Here is a 16,801-nt window from a genome sequence, read left to right on the forward strand (position 1 = left end):
AAGAATAATGGGGGATGTGTTGTGAATAGCCGCAAGTGGGTACGACTATTTTTTACGACGTTGTTTCTTGGTGGGATTAGCACAGTCTTTATTGGTTTTGTTTTAGAGTGGGACAAGTACGCTAAATTTTTTCAAAATTTCGACGGAAAAGAGATTTTAGCAATTTCCTTTTGGTTGATGGGCGTAGGATTTATTTTTAGTGTTATAAGTCAAATGGGGTTCTTTGCGTATTTAACGATCCATCGTTTTGGATTAGGGATGTTTCGGTCATCTTCTTTATGGAATACAGTGCAACTGTTCTTTATTGCGTTCGTATTGTTTGATTTCGTTTATTTAAGGTCAGTACTTGTTGCAAATGGGGAAGTTTCATTAGGGAATAACATACTTGTTGCTGGGATGTTATTTATGTTTGGGGCAATTGTCGCTTATATAAAGAGTAAAGAAACGAATAAAAAAGCATTTGTTCCCGCTCTGTTCTTTATGGTTGTTGTAACAATTCTTGAATGGGTACCAGCGCTCCGGATTAATGATACAGATTGGTTATATTTAATGGTGATACCACTTTTATTATGTAATTCATATCAGTTACTTGTATTGCATCGTTTAATTGGACAAAAGAGTAAGTCAGCTTAATGAGGAGAGTGGATTTTTAATTATCCAGATTCTTATCGTCTGTAAATGCTAGGATAAAAAAGCTCTGCTATCTTAACAAAAGATAGCAGAGCTTTTTATGTGTGAAGAACCGTGTAGAAAGGAACTACTTAATATCTTCACTTTTTGTACTTGTGTTGGAAATAAGTTGTGATACAGATGTTTGTTCATATCCGTCGCTCTTTAATTTTTGTAAGAGTAATGGTAAAGCCTTATTTGTTTGAAGGGCAGAATCAGAAGCATGTAATAAGACGATATCTCCACCCTTTAAATTGCTAGAGACTGTGGAAATGATTTTATTTACGCCGGGATTTTTCCAGTCATTTGAATTGTTACTCCAATGAACGATGGTGTATCCGAGTGATTCCGCTATTTTAAGAGTTGTTTTGTTAAAATCGCCACTAGGTGGACGTAATAGCTTGACTTGTTTTACGCCAAGTTTCGTAAAAACATCTTGTGCCCGCAAAAGATCTCGTCGTATTTCATTTGCTTCTAGTGAAGTGTAGGATGTGTAATTATAGCCCATACTACCAATCTCATGTCCATCTTTCATGATGCGTTCGACAATATCAGGGTGTCTTTCAGCCCATGCAGCAGAGAGAAAGAAGGTTGCATTCTTAATTTCTCTTTCTTTGAGTGTATTAAGGATTGGAATAGCTTTTTTGTCCCCCCAACTAATGTCAAACGTGAATGCAACTTGTTTTTTTGCAGTGTCCCCTTTGTAAATCACTTTAGGGCCAGTAGCAGTTGAAAAAGCAGATTCATGTGAATATGTTTTTAAAAAGAGTAGCCATGCTGTAAATAAGGAAAGTACGATTATTAAGCTAATGTGTTTAAATGTTCTTTTACTCGTAATAAAAAAGAAAAACATAATATTACGCCCCTTTGTCCAATCCTTTTCAGTTACATATATGCTTTAAATTAAAAAAAGAGAACAAGGGATTAATATCGTAAGTGGTGGATATAATGAGTGATAGAATTTTGTTTTTTGATGATACAGTATTGATAATTGAAAATAAGTGGGGCGTTTATCGGTACACGTAAGGAGTTATTGGGGTGATAATTTGCTTGGGATTATGTTGACGAAGGAAGAGAGAAAAGAAATTGAATACATACTGAAGAGAGAGTTAGAGGAATTTTTATTTGATTTTGAAGATGAGCGTATACATAGCGTTGTAAAAAAGGCGATGGAAGAAAGGTATAAAATCATTTTTTGTTTATTTCGGAGAGTTGCTAATAGGGAAGAATGTATTCGTTATGTAAGAAAAAGAATTTTTTATTAAAAAGTGTTGACGCTAAGAGTAAGGATATGATAAATTAATAAACGTCGCTGATGCAGAAACGCAGAAAACGACAAAAAAGAAATTAAAAAACTTAGTTGACATCGAAAAATGAAGATGTTAACATAAGGAAGTCGCAAATGAGCGACCAAGTAGTTCTTTGAAAACTGAACGAAACAAACAACGTGAACGTCAATTTTTATTTTTAGATGCTAGACAAACTAACTTTATTGGAGAGTTTGATCCTGGCTCAGGATGAACGCTGGCGGCGTGCCTAATACATGCAAGTCGAGCGAATGGATTAAGAGCTTGCTCTTATGAAGTTAGCGGCGGACGGGTGAGTAACACGTGGGTAACCTACCCATAAGACTGGGATAACTCCGGGAAACCGGGGCTAATACCGGATAATATTTTGAACTGCATAGTTCGAAATTGAAAGGCGGCTTCGGCTGTCACTTATGGATGGACCCGCGTCGCATTAGCTAGTTGGTGAGGTAACGGCTCACCAAGGCGACGATGCGTAGCCGACCTGAGAGGGTGATCGGCCACACTGGGACTGAGACACGGCCCAGACTCCTACGGGAGGCAGCAGTAGGGAATCTTCCGCAATGGACGAAAGTCTGACGGAGCAACGCCGCGTGAGTGATGAAGGCTTTCGGGTCGTAAAACTCTGTTGTTAGGGAAGAACAAGTGCTAGTTGAATAAGCTGGCACCTTGACGGTACCTAACCAGAAAGCCACGGCTAACTACGTGCCAGCAGCCGCGGTAATACGTAGGTGGCAAGCGTTATCCGGAATTATTGGGCGTAAAGCGCGCGCAGGTGGTTTCTTAAGTCTGATGTGAAAGCCCACGGCTCAACCGTGGAGGGTCATTGGAAACTGGGAGACTTGAGTGCAGAAGAGGAAAGTGGAATTCCATGTGTAGCGGTGAAATGCGTAGAGATATGGAGGAACACCAGTGGCGAAGGCGACTTTCTGGTCTGTAACTGACACTGAGGCGCGAAAGCGTGGGGAGCAAACAGGATTAGATACCCTGGTAGTCCACGCCGTAAACGATGAGTGCTAAGTGTTAGAGGGTTTCCGCCCTTTAGTGCTGAAGTTAACGCATTAAGCACTCCGCCTGGGGAGTACGGCCGCAAGGCTGAAACTCAAAGGAATTGACGGGGGCCCGCACAAGCGGTGGAGCATGTGGTTTAATTCGAAGCAACGCGAAGAACCTTACCAGGTCTTGACATCCTCTGAAAACTCTAGAGATAGAGCTTCTCCTTCGGGAGCAGAGTGACAGGTGGTGCATGGTTGTCGTCAGCTCGTGTCGTGAGATGTTGGGTTAAGTCCCGCAACGAGCGCAACCCTTGATCTTAGTTGCCATCATTAAGTTGGGCACTCTAAGGTGACTGCCGGTGACAAACCGGAGGAAGGTGGGGATGACGTCAAATCATCATGCCCCTTATGACCTGGGCTACACACGTGCTACAATGGACGGTACAAAGAGCTGCAAGACCGCGAGGTGGAGCTAATCTCATAAAACCGTTCTCAGTTCGGATTGTAGGCTGCAACTCGCCTACATGAAGCTGGAATCGCTAGTAATCGCGGATCAGCATGCCGCGGTGAATACGTTCCCGGGCCTTGTACACACCGCCCGTCACACCACGAGAGTTTGTAACACCCGAAGTCGGTGGGGTAACCTTTATGGAGCCAGCCGCCTAAGGTGGGACAGATGATTGGGGTGAAGTCGTAACAAGGTAGCCGTATCGGAAGGTGCGGCTGGATCACCTCCTTTCTATGGAGAATTGATGAACGCAGTTCATCAATAAACGTTGACTTGTTTTGTTTCGTTCAGTTTTGAGAGAACTATCTCTCAAGTTTAAATGTATGTTCTTTGAAAACTAGATAACAGTGTAGCTCATATTTTTTTAATTTTAGTTTGGTTAAGTTAGAAAGGGCGCACGGTGGATGCCTTGACACTAGGAGTCGATGAAGGACGGGACTAACGCCGATATGCTTCGGGGAGCTGTAAGTAAGCTTTGATCCGAAGATTTCCGAATGGGGAAACCCACTATACGTAATGGTATGGTATCCTTACCTGAATACATAGGGTATGGAAGACAGACCCAGGGAACTGAAACATCTAAGTACCTGGAGGAAGAGAAAGCAAATGCGATTTCCTGAGTAGCGGCGAGCGAAACGGAATCTAGCCCAAACCAAGAGGCTTGCCTCTTGGGGTTGTAGGACATTCTATACGGAGTTACAAAGGAACGAGGTAGACGAAGCGACCTGGAAAGGTCCGTCACAGAGGGTAATAACCCCGTAGTCGAAACTTCGTTCTCTCTTGAATGTATCCTGAGTACGGCGGAACACGTGAAATTCCGTCGGAATCTGGGAGGACCATCTCCCAAGGCTAAATACTCCCTAGTGATCGATAGTGAACCAGTACCGTGAGGGAAAGGTGAAAAGCACCCCGGAAGGGGAGTGAAAGAGATCCTGAAACCGTGTGCCTACAAATAGTCAGAGCCCGTTAATGGGTGATGGCGTGCCTTTTGTAGAATGAACCGGCGAGTTACGATCCCGTGCGAGGTTAAGCTGAAGAGGCGGAGCCGCAGCGAAAGCGAGTCTGAATAGGGCGTTTAGTACGTGGTCGTAGACCCGAAACCAGGTGATCTACCCATGTCCAGGGTGAAGTTCAGGTAACACTGAATGGAGGCCCGAACCCACGCACGTTGAAAAGTGCGGGGATGAGGTGTGGGTAGCGGAGAAATTCCAATCGAACCTGGAGATAGCTGGTTCTCCCCGAAATAGCTTTAGGGCTAGCCTTAAGTGTAAGAGTCTTGGAGGTAGAGCACTGATTGAACTAGGGGTCCTCATCGGATTACCGAATTCAGTCAAACTCCGAATGCCAATGACTTATCCTTAGGAGTCAGACTGCGAGTGATAAGATCCGTAGTCAAGAGGGAAACAGCCCAGATCGCCAGCTAAGGTCCCAAAGTGTGTATTAAGTGGAAAAGGATGTGGAGTTGCTTAGACAACTAGGATGTTGGCTCAGAAGCAGCCACCATTTAAAGAGTGCGTAATAGCTCACTAGTCGAGTGACTCTGCGCCGAAAATGTACCGGGGCTAAATACACCACCGAAGCTGCGAATTGATACCAATGGTATCAGTGGTAGGGGAGCGTTCTAAGTGCAGTGAAGTCAGACCGGAAGGACTGGTGGAGCGCTTAGAAGTGAGAATGCCGGTATGAGTAGCGAAAGACGGGTGAGAATCCCGTCCACCGAATGCCTAAGGTTTCCTGAGGAAGGCTCGTCCGCTCAGGGTTAGTCAGGACCTAAGCCGAGGCCGACAGGCGTAGGCGATGGACAACAGGTTGATATTCCTGTACCACCTCTTTATCGTTTGAGCAATGGAGGGACGCAGAAGGATAGAAGAAGCGTGCGATTGGTTGTGCACGTCCAAGCAGTTAGGCTGATAAGTAGGCAAATCCGCTTATCGTGAAGGCTGAGCTGTGATGGGGAAGCTCCTTATGGAGCGAAGTCTTTGATTCCCCGCTGCCAAGAAAAGCTTCTAGCGAGATAAAAGGTGCCTGTACCGCAAACCGACACAGGTAGGCGAGGAGAGAATCCTAAGGTGTGCGAGAGAACTCTGGTTAAGGAACTCGGCAAAATGACCCCGTAACTTCGGGAGAAGGGGTGCTTTCTTAACGGAAAGCCGCAGTGAATAGGCCCAAGCGACTGTTTAGCAAAAACACAGGTCTCTGCGAAGCCGTAAGGCGAAGTATAGGGGCTGACACCTGCCCGGTGCTGGAAGGTTAAGGAGAGGGGTTAGCGTAAGCGAAGCTCTGAACTGAAGCCCCAGTAAACGGCGGCCGTAACTATAACGGTCCTAAGGTAGCGAAATTCCTTGTCGGGTAAGTTCCGACCCGCACGAAAGGTGTAACGATTTGGGCACTGTCTCAACCAGAGACTCGGTGAAATTATAGTACCTGTGAAGATGCAGGTTACCCGCGACAGGACGGAAAGACCCCGTGGAGCTTTACTGTAGCCTGATATTGAATTTTGGTACAGTTTGTACAGGATAGGCGGGAGCCATTGAAACCGGAGCGCTAGCTTCGGTGGAGGCGCTGGTGGGATACCGCCCTGACTGTATTGAAATTCTAACCTACGGGTCTCATCGACCCGGGAGACAGTGTCAGGTGGGCAGTTTGACTGGGGCGGTCGCCTCCTAAAGTGTAACGGAGGCGCCCAAAGGTTCCCTCAGAATGGTTGGAAATCATTCGTAGAGTGCAAAGGCATAAGGGAGCTTGACTGCGAGACCTACAAGTCGAGCAGGGACGAAAGTCGGGCTTAGTGATCCGGTGGTTCCGCATGGAAGGGCCATCGCTCAACGGATAAAAGCTACCCCGGGGATAACAGGCTTATCTCCCCCAAGAGTCCACATCGACGGGGAGGTTTGGCACCTCGATGTCGGCTCATCGCATCCTGGGGCTGTAGTCGGTCCCAAGGGTTGGGCTGTTCGCCCATTAAAGCGGTACGCGAGCTGGGTTCAGAACGTCGTGAGACAGTTCGGTCCCTATCCGTCGTGGGCGCAGGAAATTTGAGAGGAGCTGTCCTTAGTACGAGAGGACCGGGATGGACGCACCGCTGGTGTACCAGTTGTTCTGCCAAGGGCATAGCTGGGTAGCTATGTGCGGAAGGGATAAGTGCTGAAAGCATCTAAGCATGAAGCCCCCCTCAAGATGAGATTTCCCATAGCGTAAGCTAGTAAGATCCCTGAAAGATGATCAGGTTGATAGGTTCGAGGTGGAAGCATGGTGACATGTGGAGCTGACGAATACTAATAGATCGAGGACTTAACCATATAATATGAAGCTAATGTTATCTAGTTTTGAAGGAATATATATTTAAAATTCCTTTGGACATTCTCAAAAGAATGTGTATAATGATAAAAGTCTGGTAATGATGGCAGAGAGGTCACACCCGTTCCCATACCGAACACGGAAGTTAAGCTCTCTAGCGCCGATGGTAGTTGGGACCTTGTTCCTGTGAGAGTAGGACGTTGCCAGGCTTATATTGTTCCGCAGTAGCTCAGCGGTAGAGCTATCGGCTGTTAACCGATCGGTCGTAGGTTCGATTCCTACCTGCGGAGCCATTATGCTTCCATAGCTCAGCTGGTAGAGTACTTCCATGGTAAGGAAGAGGTCACCGGTTCAAGCCCGGTTGGAAGCTTGGGAAAAGTTTTGTTTTTTTTTGGCCCGTTGGTCAAGTGGTTAAGACACCGCCCTTTCACGGCGGTAACACGGGTTCGAATCCCGTACGGGTCACCACTTTTGGAGGATTAGCTCAGCTGGGAGAGCACCTGCCTTACAAGCAGGGGGTCGGCGGTTCGATCCCGTCATCCTCCACCATATATTTTTAAATGTCGGAGGGGTAGCGAAGTGGCTAAACGCGGCGGACTGTAAATCCGCTCCTTTGGGTTCGGCAGTTCGAATCTGCCCCCCTCCACCATTTTCTTTAAAATAACCTGAGAGGGTTTATTTTTTTGAAAAGATAACCATACTAGTAAATATTAATGGGCTATAGCCAAGCGGTAAGGCAACGGACTTTGACTCCGTCATGCGCTGGTTCGAATCCAGCTAGCCCAGCCATTTACGAGCCATTAGCTCAGTTGGTAGAGCATCTGACTTTTAATCAGAGGGTCGAAGGTTCGAATCCTTCATGGCTCACCATTTTCGCGGAAGTAGTTCAGTGGTAGAATACAACCTTGCCAAGGTTGGGGTCGCGGGTTCGAATCCCGTCTTCCGCTTAATTACTAAGGGGTCTTAGCTCAGCTGGGAGAGCGCCTGCCTTGCACGCAGGAGGTCAGCGGTTCGATCCCGCTAGGCTCCATATAAATAGGAAAAGCTTACATCAAATGATGTAAGCTTTTTTTGTGTTTAAATTCCACTCAAAAAGGAAACTTTTCCGTATATCGTTTAAAATGAAAAAAAGGGATTGAATAAGGGGGGATAATTATGAAAGTTGTCATTGCATCGGATTCATATAAAGAAAGCCTGAAAGCTATAGAGGTATGTGAAGCTATTGAAAGGGGCTTTGCAGCAGTTTTTCCTAAAGCAGAGTACGTTAAAGTACCAATTGGAGATGGAGGTGAAGGAACGGTCGAATCTCTTGTTGGTGCTACAATGGGGGAAATTATATCACTTAATGTGACAGGGCCGCTTGGGGAGAGTGTGCAAGCCTATTATGGTATGTCTAAGGATAAGGAGACAGCATTTATTGAAATGGCGGCAGCATCAGGATTACAACACGTTCCAACTGAAAAGAGAAACCCACTTATTACAACGACAAAAGGGACAGGTGAACTGATATTACATGCATTAGATCAAGGAGCTAAACACATTATTTTAGGGCTTGGAGGAAGTGCTACAAATGATGGTGGGGCAGGTATGTTGTCTGCTTTAGGCGTAGAGTTTATTAATAGGAAAGGTGAAGTAATTGAGCCCTCTGGAGGAACATTACATTTGATTACTGCTCTTAACCTTTCTCGTATGGATACACGTTTGAAGGATATAAAGCTAGAAGCAGCATGTGATGTCGACAATCCATTAGTTGGACCAAAGGGAGCGTCTTTTGTATTTGGGAGACAAAAGGGTGCGAATGTAGAGATGATGAAAGAGCTAGACGGGAATTTAAAACATTATGCTAATATACTTAAACAGTATGTATCTTTTGATGTGTCCCTAATACCTGGTGCAGGGGCAGCTGGAGGAATGGGAGCGGCTGTCGTTGCAGTACTAAAGGGACAGCTAAGAAAAGGGATTGAAATTGTATTAGATTATACAAATTTTGATAAGTGTATAGAGGGTGCCGATCTTATTGTAACTGGTGAGGGAAGGATAGATGAACAAACAGCTTATGGAAAAGCTCCTGTTGGTGTCGCGAAGCGGGCGAAATGTCGTCATATTCCTGTAATTGCTATTGGTGGATCTGTATCCTCGAATTATACGACTGTTTACGAAAAGGGAATTGATGCAGTGTTTAGTATTACGGCTAGCCCAATGACATTAGAAGAAGCATATAAAGCGGCAGAAGAGAATATCGAAATGACAGCAAAAAATATTGCAGCAGTGTGGAAACTAGCATCAGAAAAACGCTTCTAAGTGTAGAAGTGTTTTTTAAATTCAGTTATTTGAGGATATTTTGTGTAATTCTAGGTATTGATGGAGAAAGGCACGGATAAAAATATTAGCTGATAGAAAAGTTAGTTGGTTCATTAAGTTAACTTTATACATAGAATAGTTTAAAAATCGGGAGTCCAACATAAATATAAGTGAATAAAATGTATATCCATGCAGAAAAATGTCGAGTTGAGTCAGACTATATAAAAGATTTAAAATATTTAGTGAAGGCATAAAAGGGGGATACTATCTATGAAAAAAGAAATCTCAGTTATTGGAGTTCCAATGGATTTAGGACAGATGCGTCGCGGGGTTGATATGGGACCAAGCGCGATCCGTTATGCAGGGGTAGTTGAAAGAATTGAACAAATTGGATATGACGTAAAAGATATGGGAGATATATGTATAGAGAGAGAAAAAGAAGTAGATGAAAATACAAAGTTACGAAACCTTACTCAAGTTGCAACTGTATGTAATGAACTAGCGACTAAGGTTGATCATATTATAGAAGAAGGTCGTTTTCCACTTGTATTAGGCGGTGATCATAGTATTGCTATCGGTACGCTAGCTGGTGTGGCGAAACATTATAAAAATTTAGGTGTTATTTGGTATGATGCACACGGTGATTTAAATACAGAAGAAACATCACCATCTGGAAATATTCACGGTATGTCACTTGCTGCAAGTTTAGGTTATGGACATTCTTCACTTGTAGATTTATATGGGGCATACCCGAAAGTAAAAAAAGAGAACGTTGTAATTATAGGTGCACGTGCATTAGATGAAGGGGAAAAAGACTTTATTCGTAATGAAGGCATTAAAGTATTTTCAATGCATGAAATTGATCGTATGGGTATGACGGCTGTTATGGAAGAAACAATGGCTTACTTATCTCATACTGACGGTGTTCATTTATCATTAGATTTAGATGGTCTTGATCCTCATGATGCACCAGGAGTTGGGACGCCTGTAATTGGTGGTTTATCGTATCGTGAAAGCCACCTAGCGATGGAAATGTTAGCAGAAGCTGATATTGTTACATCTGCTGAATTTGTTGAAGTAAATACGATTTTAGATGAGAGAAATAGAACAGCAACAACAGCGGTTGCTTTAATGGGTTCTTTATTCGGTGAAAAACTAAAATAAATGTAAGAAAAGCAACTGAGAAGTTGCTTTTTTTATTTGAAAATAGGCGTATAATAATGACTTATATTATACTGTAGGATAAGTAGGATAAGAAAGTTTGACATCTTACCAATTTAAGCTAAAGGGGGGCGTTTGTAATTGTCGTTTGGTTCATGTATGGTATAATTAACTAGTTGTTGGAAATACATACAGATAGAGCATAAAATAATATTTCAATATATGGATAGAATTGCTCGTAAGTAGGAGGAAGGGTTAGCATGCCTTTTGAAGATACGACCATTTTGAAATATCTTAGTACGGCATTAGATATTGCTGTTGTATGGTTTATTATATATAAGCTAATTCTTATAATTCGGGGCACGAAGGCTGTGCAACTTTTAAAAGGTATTACAGTTATTATTGTCGTCCGGATGATTAGTATTTTACTTGAATTGCATACGCTATATTGGCTAACGGAACAAGTATTAACGTGGGGATTTTTAGCCGTTATTATTATCTTCCAGCCAGAATTGAGAAGAGCACTTGAGCAGCTAGGACGGGGTAGCTTATTTTCGCGTGTGGGAACTCACGAGGACGATGAACCTGAAATTGTTGCAACAGCGATAGCGAAAGCAACGGAATATATGGGAAAACGTAGAATTGGTGCACTAATTACTTTGTCAAAAGAGACTGGGGTGGATGATTATGTAGAAACGGGTATTCCGCTAAATGCAAATGTGTCATCGGAATTACTCATTAATATTTTTATCCCTAATACCCCTCTTCATGATGGAGCAGTAATTATGCAGGGAAGTACAATTAAAGCAGCAGCATGTTACCTTCCGTTATCAGAAAGCCCATTTATTTCTAAGGAGTTAGGAACTAGGCATCGCGCTGCAATGGGAGTTAGTGAAGTCACTGATAGTATTACAGTAGTTGTATCGGAAGAAACAGGCCAAATTTCTTTAACGAAAAACGGTAAGTTACATCGTGATTTGAAGACAGAACAGCTGAAGGACATGTTGTTAGCAGAATTTAGTGGGAATGAAAAAACGACTTCTTCGTCTTTATGGAATTGGAGGAGAAAGCGTCATGGATAAGTTAATGGAGAATCATTGGTTTTTAAAAGGAATCTCATTACTATTGGCGTGTATGCTTTTCATGTCAGCAACTTTAACTGAAAAAAATACGACATCGAGTATATTACCTTTCGTAAATGAAACGAAAGAAACATTAACTGATTATCCTATTACCCTTAAGTATGATGAAGAGAAATATATTGTAAGTGGTATTCCATCAGGTGGAGTCAAGGTGAAGTTGGAAGGTCCAAAATCAGCAGTTGCTACAGCAAAAGCAAAAAAACAATTTGATATATCAGTTGATTTGCGAGATAGTCAAAAAGGAACGTATGAAGTTTCTTTAAAAGCGAACGGGCTTCCAGATGATGTGAAGGGGACAGTTCAGCCAGCAACAATTAAAGTCACTCTTCATGAAAAAGCGAAAAAGTATGTTCATGTAGATTTAAAATTATCAAATGAAGACCAGATGACAGCAGGTGCTACCATTGAGAAATCAAGTATTAAGCCTGACACTGTTGAAGTAGTTGGAACAAAAGAAGAAATAGAAAGTATTTCATCTGCTAAGGCATATATAGATTTAAAAGGTGTTAATAAAACAGTTACAAAAACAGCAGACGTTACATTATACAATAAAGAAGGAAAACGTTTAAATGTAAAAACAAGTCCATCTAAAATAAGTGTAACGGTGAATGTAGCAACACAGGCTACAGCAAATAATGTCGAAAAAACAGTTCCTTTAACATATTCGAAAAAGGGGAATTTACCAGAAGGTTTAGCTGTTACAAATATTAGTGTTGAACCAAAAGAAGTAACGATAGCAGGTCCAAAAGACATTTTGGATAATATACAATCTATAGAGGGGGTCGAGGTAGATTTTAGTCAATTGACGGATTCTACAACATTCGATGCCTCTGTTTTATTGCCAAAAGGTGTAACAAGTGCAAAACCAAATCAAGTGAAGGTTTCCGTAGGGGTACAAAAGGTAAAACAAACGAAAAGTAAAACTATTGATGGTATCCCGATTCAAAAAAGTGGAATTCCGAATGATGTTACTGCGCAGCTACTTTCGCCACAAGATGGAAAGATAAGCGTTGATATTTCAGGAGAAGCAAGTATAGTAGATAAAATAACAGCTGCTCAAATAACAGCGGCGATTAATCTGCAAAATATATCTCCGGGGACGAAAGATGTTTCTATTCAAGTGAGTGGTCCTGGTAATATTTCGATAGAAGCAAAACAAAAAAGTGCTAAAGTCACAATTGTGAAGAAAGAAAAGCCGGATAAAGAAGTACAGGGTAATATTGAACAACCAGATTCAAAAAACAATCAAGAAAATCAAACTGAAAAACCAAAAAATCCTGAACCAGATCCAGAAAAGGATCAGGAAAAAGACAAAGAAAAAGAAAAAGAAAAAGAAAAAGACACAGAAAAAGAAAAAGAAAATGGCCAAGAAACGAGCCAAGAACCAACAGTAGATAATCAAAAAGAGCACGAAAAAGGAGCGAATAATAATGGGTAAATATTTTGGTACAGACGGAGTACGCGGGGTTGCAAATAAGGAATTAACACCTGAATTAGCTTTTAAAATAGGACGTTTTGGCGGCTATGTATTAACAAAAGATACAGATCGTCCAAAAGTAATTATTGGCCGTGATACACGTGTATCTGGACATATGCTAGAAGGAGCTTTAGTAGCAGGCCTATTATCAACTGGAGCGGAAGTAATGCGCCTTGGTGTTATTTCTACACCAGGTGTGGCTTATTTAACAAAAGCTTTAGGGGCGCAAGCAGGTGTTATGATCTCTGCATCTCATAACCCAGTACAAGATAATGGAATTAAGTTCTTCGGTTCAGATGGATTTAAATTAACAGATGAGCAAGAAGCAGAAATTGAAGCGTTATTAGACAAAGAAGTTGATGAGCTACCACGTCCAACAGGTACTAACCTTGGACAAGTGAGTGATTACTTTGAAGGTGGACAAAAATATTTACAATACATTAAACAAACTGTAGAGGAAGATTTCTCTGGTTTACATATTGCTTTAGATTGTGCACATGGTGCTACATCTTCTTTAGCTCCATATTTATTTGCAGATTTAGAAGCTGATATTTCAACAATGGGAACTTCACCGAACGGTATGAATATTAACGCTGGAGTAGGTTCTACGCATCCAGAAGTGTTAGCTGAATTAGTAAAAGAAAAAGGTGCTGACATTGGTCTTGCTTTTGATGGTGACGGAGACCGTTTAATCGCAGTAGACGAAAAAGGAAACATCGTTGATGGCGATCAAATTATGTTTATTTGCGCGAAGTATATGAAAGAAACTGGTCAATTGAAACATAATACAGTTGTTTCAACAGTTATGAGTAACTTAGGTTTCTACAAAGCGCTTGAAGCAAACAATATTACAAGTGATAAAACAGCAGTTGGTGATCGCTACGTAATGGAAGAGATGAAACGTGGTGGATATAACCTGGGCGGAGAACAATCAGGTCATATTATCTTACTTGATTACATTACAACTGGTGATGGAATGTTAAGTGCACTTCAACTTGTAAACATCATGAAAATGACGAAAAAGCCATTATCTGAGCTTGCAGGCGAGATGACAAAATTCCCACAATTACTAGTAAACGTTCGTGTAACAGATAAAAAACTAGCATTAGAAAACGAGGAAATTAAAGAAATTATTCGTGTTGTAGAGGAAGAAATGAACGGAGACGGTCGTATTCTTGTTCGTCCATCTGGAACAGAACCACTTATTCGTGTAATGGCAGAAGCACCGACACAAGAAATTTGTGATGGGTATGTACATCGTATTGTAGAAGTTGTGAAAGCGGAAGTTGGAGCTGAATAATTTACCAAATTTGTTTTAAAAGGAGCACAAGAAGTGCTCCTTTTTCATATGTTTTATAGACAATGAAAAAAATTTCATTGACGATTTATATTGTTTGTTATACGATGGTCTTGTTCTTTTTCTCAAAGGAAATATTGTAAATTATAAAAGCGCCAGAACTACAAGTAGTGTAGTTGACGAGGTGGAGTTTATCGAGATTTCGGCGGATGACTCCCGGTTGTTCATCACAACCGCAATCTTTTACTTAAAACATTAAGGTGACTTAGTGGACAAAGGTGAAAGTGTGATGAGAGAAAAGGAACGGATGAATACTAGCTGTATAAGTATATACGGACTTTAACCCAATCGAGAGGAAGGTGAAAGCCGTTACAAGCTTACAGGGCTAGCAATATGTAATCCGTTTTTTTAATATAAATAAATGGTATCGGACTATGTCGTTACATGTTCGCAAAGCAGTGTAAGCATTTGTAACGGCGACTAAACATGTGTGGAATCGTAGGATTTATTGGAGAGCAAGATGCAAAGGAAATTTTATTAAAAGGTTTAGAAAAGCTAGAATATCGCGGATATGATTCAGCAGGTATTGCAGTACAAGCAGAGAACGGTGTTGTTGTATACAAAGAAAAAGGCCGTATTGCAAAACTTCGCGAAGTCGTAGAAGAAAACGTAGCAGCAAGCGTGGGAATCGGTCACACACGCTGGGCTACACACGGTGTTCCAAGCAAACTAAACGCGCATCCGCATCAAAGTACATCAAAACGCTTTACACTAGTTCATAACGGTGTAATTGAAAACTATGAGTTAGTGAAAAAGGAATATTTACAAGATGTAACGTTCGTAAGTGAAACAGATACAGAAATTATCGTGCAACTTATGGAACAACAAGTAAGTACAGGACTAAGTGTAGAAGACGCGTTCCGTCAAACGTTATCTCTTTTACATGGTTCTTACGCAATCGGACTACTTGATGCTGAAAATCCAAACATGATTTATGTTGCTAAAAACAAAAGCCCGCTATTAGTAGGTGCTGGTGATAACTTTAATGTTATTGCAAGCGACGCTATGGCGATGTTACAAGTTACAGATCAATTTATCGAGTTAATGGATAAAGAAATGGTAATCGTAACAAAAGAAAGCATTACAATTAAAAACTTACAAGGTGAAACGATTGAACGTGCACCGTTTACAGCGGAATTAGACGCAAGTGATATTGAAAAAGGAACGTATCCTCATTTCATGCTAAAAGAAATCGACGAGCAACCACTTGTAATCCGTAATATTATTCAAAAGTACCAAGATGAAAATGGCGAAATTGAATTAGATCAAGATATCCGTAACGCAATTTTAGATAGCGATCGCATTTACATCATTGCATGTGGAACAAGTTATCATGCAGGTCTTGTTGGAAAGCAATTCATTGAGAAATTTGCGAAAGTACCAGTTGAAGTACATGTAGCAAGTGAATTCTCTTACAACATGCCATTATTAACAGAAAGACCATTCTTCATTTACATTTCACAAAGTGGTGAAACAGCTGATAGCCGTGCAGTACTTGTGCAAACAAATGAAATGGGTCATAAAGCATTAACAATTACAAACGTACCTGGTTCTACGCTTTCTCGTGAAGCTGATTATACACTTCCTTTATATGCAGGACCAGAAATCGCAGTTGCATCGACGAAAGCATACACAGCACAGCTTGCAGTACTTTCAATCTTAGCGGCTGACATTGCAAAAGCAAAAGGTGAGGTTCTTGATTTCGATTTAACACATGAATTAGGACTTGTAGCAAATGCAATGGTAGTACTTTGTGATCAAAAAGAAGAGATGGACGCATTAGCAAAACAATTTTTAGCAACAACGCGTAACTGCTTCTTCATCGGACGTAGCGTAGACTTCTTCGTAGGTTTAGAAGGTGCGTTAAAACTAAAAGAAATCTCTTACATCCAAGCAGAAGGATTTGCTGGAGGAGAATTAAAACACGGTACAATTGCCTTAATCGAAAACGGTACACCAGTTATCGCACTTGCTACACAAGAGCACGTAAACCTTGGAATTCGTGGTAACGTGAAAGAAGTAGTAGCACGCGGAGCTAACCCATGTATCATCTCAATGAAAGGCTTAGAAATGGAAGGTGACAGCTTCGTATTACCAGCTGTACACGAAGCACTAGCACCGTTAGTAGCAGTTATTCCATTCCAACTTATCTCATACTACGCAGCGCTTCACCGCGAATGTGACGTTGATAAGCCACGTAACTTAGCTAAGTCTGTTACTGTTGAGTAGGAGATTGGTAGAGTAACTAGATTATTGTAAATTTAAAATAAAGTCACGACGTTTATAAAAAAGTTGTGAAGCTTTGCCCCTTTGGATATGATTATCTAAAGGGGCATTTTTGTGTCGAAAAAAAGAACATCTAAAATCGATAAGTGGATTAAAGAGGGGCAAGGAACTGGCAGTGGGAGAGATTATCAGCCTTGTCTTGAAATTCAAGATGATCCCTCATTAGATCGGTCAGTGGGATTTAAAAAGTATAAAAACCGGCAGACAGCATGAGGTTTTATCGGATTTGGGACGGAACTACTTTTATTTAACTGAATTTTCTGTTGTTATTCCGGATATTCGTTGATGGAAAAAAACACTG

Annotated in this window: 9 protein-coding genes, 9 tRNA genes, 3 rRNA genes and 2 pseudogenes; 22 read left to right on the plus strand and 1 reads right to left on the minus strand. The window is 41.5% G+C overall.

Annotated elements, in window-relative coordinates; all coding sequences use genetic code 11:
• Window positions 1-21 precede the first annotated feature (21 nt).
• The gene (kbaA, locus tag NSS97_RS00865) at window positions 22-633 is read left to right on the plus strand and encodes a KinB signaling pathway activation protein KbaA (protein ID WP_002091555.1); all 612 of its coding nucleotides are present in this window, start codon (window positions 22-24) and stop codon (window positions 631-633) included.
• 124 nt (window positions 634-757) lie between these two features.
• Here kbaA and pdaB read toward each other — a convergent pair whose 3' ends face one another.
• Complete coding sequence (gene pdaB / locus NSS97_RS00870; RefSeq protein ID WP_002091556.1) at window positions 758-1,522, minus strand: polysaccharide deacetylase family sporulation protein PdaB; 765 nt, start codon at window positions 1,520-1,522, stop codon at window positions 758-760.
• A 193-nt stretch (window positions 1,523-1,715) separates the two neighbouring features.
• Here pdaB and NSS97_RS00875 point away from each other — a divergent pair, with 193 nt between their 5' ends.
• The 21 genes and pseudogenes from NSS97_RS00875 to NSS97_RS00970 form a co-directional block, all read left to right on the plus strand.
• Window positions 1,716-1,934, plus strand: a complete 219-nt coding sequence (locus tag NSS97_RS00875; protein ID WP_341111211.1) for a hypothetical protein — start codon at window positions 1,716-1,718, stop codon at window positions 1,932-1,934.
• A gap of 224 nt (window positions 1,935-2,158) precedes the next feature.
• Window positions 2,159-3,710, plus strand: a 16S ribosomal RNA gene (locus NSS97_RS00880).
• A 146-nt stretch (window positions 3,711-3,856) separates the two neighbouring features.
• Window positions 3,857-6,778 (plus strand): 23S ribosomal RNA (locus NSS97_RS00885).
• Between the two features lie 91 nt (window positions 6,779-6,869).
• Window positions 6,870-6,985 (plus strand): 5S ribosomal RNA (gene rrf, locus NSS97_RS00890).
• Together the 16S, 23S and 5S rRNA genes with 9 tRNA genes alongside form the textbook arrangement of a ribosomal RNA operon.
• 9 nt (window positions 6,986-6,994) lie before the next feature.
• A tRNA-Asn gene (locus NSS97_RS00895) sits at window positions 6,995-7,069 on the plus strand.
• Between the two features lie 4 nt (window positions 7,070-7,073).
• Window positions 7,074-7,146 (plus strand) — tRNA-Thr (locus tag NSS97_RS00900).
• A 23-nt stretch (window positions 7,147-7,169) separates the two neighbouring features.
• Window positions 7,170-7,244 (plus strand) — tRNA-Glu (locus NSS97_RS00905).
• A gap of 5 nt (window positions 7,245-7,249) precedes the next feature.
• A tRNA-Val gene (locus NSS97_RS00910) sits at window positions 7,250-7,325 on the plus strand.
• A gap of 16 nt (window positions 7,326-7,341) precedes the next feature.
• Window positions 7,342-7,425 (plus strand) — tRNA-Tyr (locus tag NSS97_RS00915).
• A 65-nt stretch (window positions 7,426-7,490) separates the two neighbouring features.
• Window positions 7,491-7,565: transfer RNA gene (locus NSS97_RS00920), tRNA-Gln, on the plus strand.
• Between the two features lie 5 nt (window positions 7,566-7,570).
• Window positions 7,571-7,646 (plus strand) — tRNA-Lys (locus tag NSS97_RS00925).
• Between the two features lie 5 nt (window positions 7,647-7,651).
• Window positions 7,652-7,723, plus strand: a tRNA-Gly gene (locus NSS97_RS00930).
• Window positions 7,724-7,733: 10 nt separating this feature from the next.
• Window positions 7,734-7,806, plus strand: a tRNA-Ala gene (locus NSS97_RS00935).
• 125 nt (window positions 7,807-7,931) lie between these two features.
• Window positions 7,932-9,077: a glycerate kinase gene (locus tag NSS97_RS00940; RefSeq protein WP_044440584.1), complete on the plus strand. Its 1,146-nt coding sequence runs from the start codon at window positions 7,932-7,934 to the stop codon at window positions 9,075-9,077.
• A 270-nt stretch (window positions 9,078-9,347) separates the two neighbouring features.
• Window positions 9,348-10,241, plus strand: coding sequence for an arginase (gene rocF, locus NSS97_RS00945; RefSeq protein WP_044440586.1), 894 nt, complete (start codon window positions 9,348-9,350; stop codon window positions 10,239-10,241).
• Between the two features lie 257 nt (window positions 10,242-10,498).
• Window positions 10,499-11,320 carry a diadenylate cyclase CdaA gene (gene cdaA / locus NSS97_RS00950; RefSeq protein ID WP_002191712.1) on the plus strand — a complete coding sequence of 274 codons (822 nt, stop codon included), beginning with the start codon at window positions 10,499-10,501 and terminating at the stop codon, window positions 11,318-11,320.
• Window positions 11,313-12,818 (plus strand): CdaR family protein, encoded by a 1,506-nt coding sequence (locus NSS97_RS00955; protein WP_341111216.1) that lies wholly within the window; start codon window positions 11,313-11,315, stop codon window positions 12,816-12,818. The genes cdaA and NSS97_RS00955 overlap by 8 nt, the downstream gene beginning before the upstream one ends.
• Window positions 12,811-14,157, plus strand: coding sequence for a phosphoglucosamine mutase (glmM, locus tag NSS97_RS00960; protein ID WP_016121346.1), 1,347 nt, complete (start codon window positions 12,811-12,813; stop codon window positions 14,155-14,157). Before NSS97_RS00955 ends, glmM begins: the two co-directional genes overlap by 8 nt.
• Window positions 14,158-14,443: 286 nt before the next feature.
• Window positions 14,444-14,628: pseudogene (locus tag NSS97_RS30395) on the plus strand (hypothetical protein).
• Between the two features lie 12 nt (window positions 14,629-14,640).
• The gene (glmS, locus tag NSS97_RS00965) at window positions 14,641-16,443 is read left to right on the plus strand and encodes a glutamine--fructose-6-phosphate transaminase (isomerizing) (protein ID WP_002091471.1); all 1,803 of its coding nucleotides are present in this window, start codon (window positions 14,641-14,643) and stop codon (window positions 16,441-16,443) included.
• A 111-nt stretch (window positions 16,444-16,554) separates the two neighbouring features.
• Window positions 16,555-16,783 (plus strand): annotated as a pseudogene (locus tag NSS97_RS00970) (TnsA endonuclease N-terminal domain-containing protein); the annotation flags it as partial.
• Window positions 16,784-16,801: the final 18 nt, after the last annotated feature.

The sequence above is a fragment of the Bacillus sp. FSL R12-0074 genome (genome assembly GCF_038005725.1).
Taxonomy (GTDB): Bacteria; Bacillota; Bacilli; order Bacillales; family Bacillaceae_G; genus Bacillus_A; species Bacillus_A mycoides.